This is a genomic window from Streptomyces sp. ISL-1 (assembly GCF_018614585.1).
Classification (GTDB): domain Bacteria; phylum Actinomycetota; class Actinomycetes; order Streptomycetales; family Streptomycetaceae; genus Streptomyces; species Streptomyces maoxianensis.
The window spans coordinates 1-5,149 of sequence record NZ_JAGGOI010000076.1; the positions used below are offsets into that span (position 1 = coordinate 1).

The window sequence follows — 5,149 nt, forward strand, 5'->3', positions numbered from 1 at the left end:
GCCGTCGCGGTTCACGGTGACGCCGGCGGCGGTCAAGGCCTGGGCGAGCTGGTCGAGTTCGGCGGTCACGGCCGCGGCGGTTGCCGGCCAGGCAAGCTGCGCGCGGTCGGCGTTCGCGCGGTTCACAGCGTCCGGGACGGCGGGGGCCTCGAGCTCCTGGGCGCGGTCGTCGATGTCGTGCCGGGTGAGGTAGACGGGCATAGGGATGCTCCTTGCGAGGTGTCTTCGATGCTGGTGCGCTGCCACGACGCCCCAACGAGAAAACAATACCCCTTTTACATCACCCTCGGCAAGGAAGCGCGTACCCAACGCCGTTCCGCCCGGCTACACTCGCCAGTGAAGCCGCCTTCTCGGGTTCTCTCGCGGAGTGTGTGTTTTCGGTTGGCCGGCGCCCTTGCCACCCGCCTCGGCGGATTGGGCGTCGGCCGTTTGCATGCGCGCCAGTCCCGCTCCGTGGCGTCGGACCCGCGAGAGCTCAGGCGCCGCCCCTCGCCGAACCTTCTCCACCCCGCGCGGCGCTCGGGCTACTCAAGAAAACCCAGCTCCGTATCGGGATGACAGTGCGTGCAAGCCGGAACGCCGTCCACGAGAGCCTGGCGGGCTTCGTCGCGGCTGAGGGCCCTGCGGCGCGTGAACCGCATATAGCAGGCCCCGGTGTGTACCAAGACGGGCGGCGCTCCCTGGCCGATGCCCCGCTCAAGGACCCAGTCCGGGGCCGGCGGCCGCCGCGCGACTTGTTCAGCCGCTCTCCGCTCGGCTTCCTCAATCCAGTGTTCGGTCTGCCGAAGGTGCTTGAGCTGCACGCGCCGCAGGAAGTACAGCATCTGCAGGTGTGACTGCTCATCGGCCATGGCGGTTCGACAGCACTATGCGACCAGCACGGCAACTTCGGAGCGATCCGCGACCGGGGCCGGCTCCTCCCCGAAGGGCTGCGTGAGGGCTCCGGGTGTGTGCTTGAGCGCCATCCGCTGCTCCACGACAGTCCCGGCCGCCGCCGTCGCCCAATACGGGTGCGTCGACACGGCGATCGAGAGATCCAGGACCAGTCGGCGCAGCCGCGCCTCGTCGGCCTTCTGCTGCTCCGTGTAGCCGGGACTGTCCGGCATCGTGCCCACGTAATCGCTGTAAAGCTGCTTGTCTCCGCTCCAGCCCTCGGCCGGCTCGACCGACCACGGCAGCGTCCGGCACAGCGCTGAATACTCGGCGCGCACGTGATGCAGGCGGAGCTGGGCGTCGCGCAGGTCTCGAGGAAAGTCGTAATCAGCCACGGCCGAAATGATACGCCTGTTCGAATACCCGTGGAGGTCGACACGCCCCAGCTCGCGCCATGCCACTGTGACTGAGCGCTCGATCATGCAGCTGGCCCGGGGAGGAGAAAATGACGGACATGAACATCGAACAGGCTGTCACGGAGATCGGGAACGTGGAGGAGGTACCTGGCCTGCCTATGGCTTGGCGATGGTCGCCCATGTCGCGCTTCATGTTCTCCCTGGCCATGGACGTCGACGGAGGCTGGGCCTATCAAATGAACTCGCTCAACGTCCACGACCAAGGCCTGTCAAGGGCCGTTCTTGCATTCGCGAGACAGCACAGCCTCGGGCGCGAACTAGGCGCCCGACCGCTCACGGTCGCCACCGGATTCTCTTACGGGACCTACCGGTTCGACGCCGTGGCAGCGGCTGCACCGCTCGTGCACGGCTACCACCACGGGCGGAACGAGGCCCTGAACGAGGTCGTCTCAGCGGTCTTCCCGGCGTACCAGTGCGAGTTCCGCGGGGACGAGAGCCTGGAGGAGGCCGTTCTGCGGTTCAAGCGCATGCTGCGGCCTACGATCGTCTCCCGGCCCCCCGTTCCGTACCTGCGGATGCGGTACGAGAACACCAGGACGGATGGCGGCAGCGTGGGTCCGTCCCGTGGGTTCACCACGTACGACGTTCTACTGAGGGAGCTCGGGCTCCTCGAAGGAGCTCCAGGGAGCTTCGTGGAGTTCGAGAACTCCCATGGCCAGGTGTGGAACGTCCAATGGAACGGTTCGTGGCTGGTGAACGGCACAGCCCAAGACGCACCGCCCTCCGAAAGCTGGGTGGCATCGGCTTTGGGATGTCCGTAGGGGTTTCGACGACCTGCGTCCCCCTTCAGCCGTAGTCGTCACGGAAGCGCGGCCAGACCCACCTGAAGAACTCACTGGCCAGGTCGAGCGCTCAGTCACAGCCACTCCTATTACTCAGGCCGGGTGTCGCGCCCCAGGATCACATCGAGCTTGCGCCGGCCGCGGCCCTGGCAGTGCGTCACGCCGGTATAGCTGTCCCAGCCGGGGTCTGCTGTGAGCAGCCAGGCGGGGTCGCTCGAAAAGCCTGGTGCCCACGTGGCTCCGCAGATGCACTTATGGCCTTCCGGTGGTGGCGGTTGGCGTCGGTAAAGGGGGATCACGTTGTCTGCCACGTGGCTCTCCGGGGCTTGTCTCGCAGGCGCTTAGGGCCGCCAGGTGCGCAGTTGCTCGGCGATGCGGGCGGCGGTACAGGGCGGGTCGTACAGTTCGCGGGCCAGGGCGGTGAGCTGCTCGCGGGTGGGGTCGACGGGGATGCCGCTGGCGTTCAGGTACATGGTGGCGACGGCGCAGGCGACGGTGAGGTTGGAGCGTTCCAGCCAGCGGCAGCGGCCGAGGTTGTGGACCAGGGCGGCGGCGCGGGCGTATGGCCCGCCGTACACGGGCTGTTCGAGCAGTTCGGCGCGGTGGCGGGCGACGGCGGCGATCGGGACACCGAGGTCGTCGGGGGCGGGATCGCGGTGGCCGGCGCGTTCGGCGACTTCCAGGATCCAGGACAGGTCGACGTGCAGGGACATGCTCACGCAGCGGCATTCTGGGCGGGGGCGTGCTGCGTGTCGAGGTCGGCTTCCAGGTTGGCGAGGAAGTCGCCGTGGCGGTCGATGAGGCGCTGGGCTGCAGACATGCCGGCCGCCCGGGCGCCGCTGGTGTCCTCGGCGATCAGCCGCTCCACGTAGCGGTTGAAGTCCAGGCCGCGGGCGGCCGCGGCGTCCTTTCCGGCGGCGAGCACATCCGGCTCCAGCCGCAGCTGCGTCTGCTTCCTGTCGCTGCTCATACCGTCAAGGTAGCAGGGTGGTAGCAAGCGGGCGAGGGGCGGGCACGTGCTGCCCGGCGGGCCGGCTTCGAGGTCGGGCGCGCGCCGGGCAGCACGGTTCAGGATCGCACCGCTCACGGCGCGGCGGCGGACCGGCCAGCCCAGAGCGAGGCAGGGCCACGCCCTGCAGCGGCACACGCCCTGACCACCAGCACGAATGACCTCGCGGATCTCCAGATCCGGGCCGGAGGTGTCGCCCGGCAGCTCCCCGCGACGGGCACCGTAGCCGCTCGTAGGCTTGATCACGGGGCGGTTGGAGGTACGCCATGCCACACGCCTTGGCCAACAGCGCGATCAGCTTCGGGTTGTGACGATCCCCGTTTCGATCTCGCCCGCTACGGAGAGCCATAACATCGCCTTCCGGCAGATCCACACCGCGGACGGCGGACGGATCCGCAACCGCAAAATCTGTGAGACGTGCGGGCAGACCCTCGACCAGAGCCAGATCGGCCGCGGCTACGAGACGCCCGACGGCTCCCTGGTCGAGGTCACCGACGCCGACCTGGACGCGCTCCCGCTCGAAAGCGTCCGCGCCATCGAGGTCCAGGGCTTCAATCCCTACGAGCACGTTGACCTCCTGCGGGTCGGCAAGGCGTACTACCTCACTCCGAACGGGGACATCGCAGCCAAGCCGTACGCCCTCATCGTCCAGGCGCTGCAGCGCACCTCCAAGGTAGCGATCGCCAAATTCGCGCTCCGCGACCGTGAGCGCCTCGGGCTCCTCCGGGTCAAGGCCGGGGTCCTGGTGCTCCACCAGCTACTGGCCGCAGACGAGATCCGCTCCACCGACGCCCTCGCTCCACCGGAGACGACCGTGCCGGAGAACGAACTGCAGGGCGCCCTCGACCTGACCGAAGCGCTCACCACGGCCGACCTCAGCAACCTGACCGACCACTACAAGGAAGCCGTCGAAAGGGTCATCACAGCGAAGATCGAAAACAGGCAACTGGTCTCGGCAGAGGCACCGGCCCCCAGAGAGACAGCAGTTGTCGACCTCATGGCAGCGCTCAACGAGAGCGTCGAGAGGGCCCGGGACGCTCGCGGCGAGACCGGCGAGCATGCCACCCTCCACGACATGCCCGCCACCAAGCGCACCACGAAGAAGAGGACCGCGGCCAAGAAGACGGCCCAGAAGAAGCGCAAGCGCATGTGAGCGCCCGGGCGTTGAGGCCGCGAACTTGCGAAGAAGGACCCGCCGCCGACGGGTCCTTCTCTCTCTTCGGGCCTACGCGTTCCGGGCGGATCAGGTGGCCTCGGTGACGGCCTGGCGGCCCGCGGTGGTGATGCGGAAGAGGTGCGGGTGGGAGCGGTGTTCGCCGTCGGGGTCGGCGCTGCCCTGGATGTGGCCGCAATCGTCGATCGAGTTTCCGAGGCCGAGCTCTTCCAGGGCGATCTCGTCGGCGGCCGTCAGCCAGGCCTTCTCCGCTGGAGCTGTCTCGATACGGAGGCTGATGTTGCCCATCGGGTGCGCGGCGGCGGCACGGAGTGCGGCCAGTCGCTTGGGGGTCAGACCATGCGCCATGGGATCTCCCCTTTCTCCTGGGCGCGATGCCGGGGCTACAGCCAGCGGAAGGCGTCGCGGACCTGGGAGGCCGCGCCGCTGAGGTTGTCGGCTTCCAGGCGCTCGTCGAAGTCGTACGGGTCCTCGGCGCTGTTCATGACGGCCCCGGAGGCTGCGTCCAGGACGTCGGCGAACGCGTCATGGACGCCAGCGTCCTTCAGGGCCTGGACGACGATGTCGTGGTCGGTTCCGCGCTGGATGGCGTCAGCGAGGAGGCGCAGCGCGGCGGCAGCCGCCGGGGCGAGGAAGCCGGGTTCACCGGTCTCTCCCGCGCGGTCGGCGGTGGTCTCGATCGCGGTGACGTGGGCGGTCGTCGCGAGTTCCTTCGGCGTCTCGGCGTTCATGACGAGCCTTCCTCTCAGACGGTGGCGATGATCAGGGCGGCGAAGAACAGGAACAGGGCGTGGAAGCTCTGGTCAGTTGACTGCACTAGGGCCTGTATCGAAAG

General features: G+C 68.3%; 9 protein-coding genes. 2 read left to right on the top strand and 7 right to left on the bottom strand.

Annotated features, from left to right (window positions below; genetic code table 11):
• The 3 genes from J7E87_RS34290 to J7E87_RS34300 all read right to left on the bottom strand — a co-directional run.
• The coding region (locus J7E87_RS34290; protein WP_215098572.1) for a hypothetical protein at positions 1-201 on the bottom strand (201 nt) is incomplete at its 3' end.
• A gap of 323 nt (positions 202-524) precedes the next feature.
• Positions 525-851, bottom strand: a complete 327-nt coding sequence (locus tag J7E87_RS34295) for a DUF6233 domain-containing protein (protein ID WP_215098573.1) — start codon at positions 849-851, stop codon at positions 525-527.
• A gap of 15 nt (positions 852-866) precedes the next feature.
• A complete protein-coding gene (locus tag J7E87_RS34300; protein WP_215098574.1) occupies positions 867-1,268 on the bottom strand; it encodes a hypothetical protein in 402 nt (133 codons plus the stop codon).
• 119 nt (positions 1,269-1,387) lie between these two features.
• On the opposite strand from J7E87_RS34300, the gene J7E87_RS34305 reads away from it, so the two are divergent.
• Positions 1,388-2,110 carry a hypothetical protein gene (locus J7E87_RS34305; protein WP_215098575.1) on the top strand — a complete coding sequence of 241 codons (723 nt, stop codon included), beginning with the start codon at positions 1,388-1,390 and terminating at the stop codon, positions 2,108-2,110.
• A gap of 362 nt (positions 2,111-2,472) precedes the next feature.
• Here J7E87_RS34305 and J7E87_RS34310 read toward each other — a convergent pair whose 3' ends face one another.
• Together J7E87_RS34310 and J7E87_RS34315 are read right to left on the bottom strand one after the other, a co-directional pair.
• Entirely contained in the window at positions 2,473-2,844 is a 372-nt protein-coding gene (locus J7E87_RS34310; protein ID WP_215098578.1) for a fic family toxin-antitoxin system, toxin component, read from the bottom strand.
• A gap of 2 nt (positions 2,845-2,846) precedes the next feature.
• A complete protein-coding gene (locus J7E87_RS34315) occupies positions 2,847-3,101 on the bottom strand; it encodes a hypothetical protein (protein ID WP_215098576.1) in 255 nt (84 codons plus the stop codon).
• A gap of 346 nt (positions 3,102-3,447) precedes the next feature.
• Here J7E87_RS34315 and J7E87_RS34320 point away from each other — a divergent pair, with 346 nt between their 5' ends.
• Entirely contained in the window at positions 3,448-4,293 is an 846-nt protein-coding gene (locus J7E87_RS34320; protein WP_308313202.1) for a Ku protein, read from the top strand.
• Between the two features lie 90 nt (positions 4,294-4,383).
• On the opposite strand, the gene J7E87_RS35760 is transcribed toward J7E87_RS34320, so the two are convergent.
• Together J7E87_RS35760 and J7E87_RS34325 are read right to left on the bottom strand one after the other, a co-directional pair.
• Positions 4,384-4,662 (bottom strand): hypothetical protein, encoded by a 279-nt coding sequence (locus J7E87_RS35760; protein WP_251018426.1) that lies wholly within the window; start codon positions 4,660-4,662, stop codon positions 4,384-4,386.
• Between the two features lie 35 nt (positions 4,663-4,697).
• Positions 4,698-5,045, bottom strand: a complete 348-nt coding sequence (locus J7E87_RS34325; RefSeq protein ID WP_215098577.1) for a hypothetical protein — start codon at positions 5,043-5,045, stop codon at positions 4,698-4,700.
• Positions 5,046-5,149: the final 104 nt, after the last annotated feature.

Excerpts from the sequence above, each read along its gene's own strand:
- J7E87_RS34325 (WP_215098577.1), bottom strand. The coding sequence starts at position 5,045 with ATGAACGCCGAGACGCCGAAGGAACTCGCGACGACCGCCCACGTCACC.
- J7E87_RS34310 (WP_215098578.1), bottom strand. The coding sequence starts at position 2,844 with ATGTCCCTGCACGTCGACCTGTCCTGGATCCTGGAAGTCGCCGAACGC.
- J7E87_RS34305 (WP_215098575.1), top strand. The coding sequence starts at position 1,388 with ATGAACATCGAACAGGCTGTCACGGAGATCGGGAACGTGGAGGAGGTA.
- J7E87_RS34315 (WP_215098576.1), bottom strand. The coding sequence starts at position 3,101 with ATGAGCAGCGACAGGAAGCAGACGCAGCTGCGGCTGGAGCCGGATGTG.
- J7E87_RS35760 (WP_251018426.1), bottom strand. The coding sequence starts at position 4,662 with ATGGCGCATGGTCTGACCCCCAAGCGACTGGCCGCACTCCGTGCCGCC.
- J7E87_RS34295 (WP_215098573.1), bottom strand. The coding sequence starts at position 851 with ATGGCCGATGAGCAGTCACACCTGCAGATGCTGTACTTCCTGCGGCGC.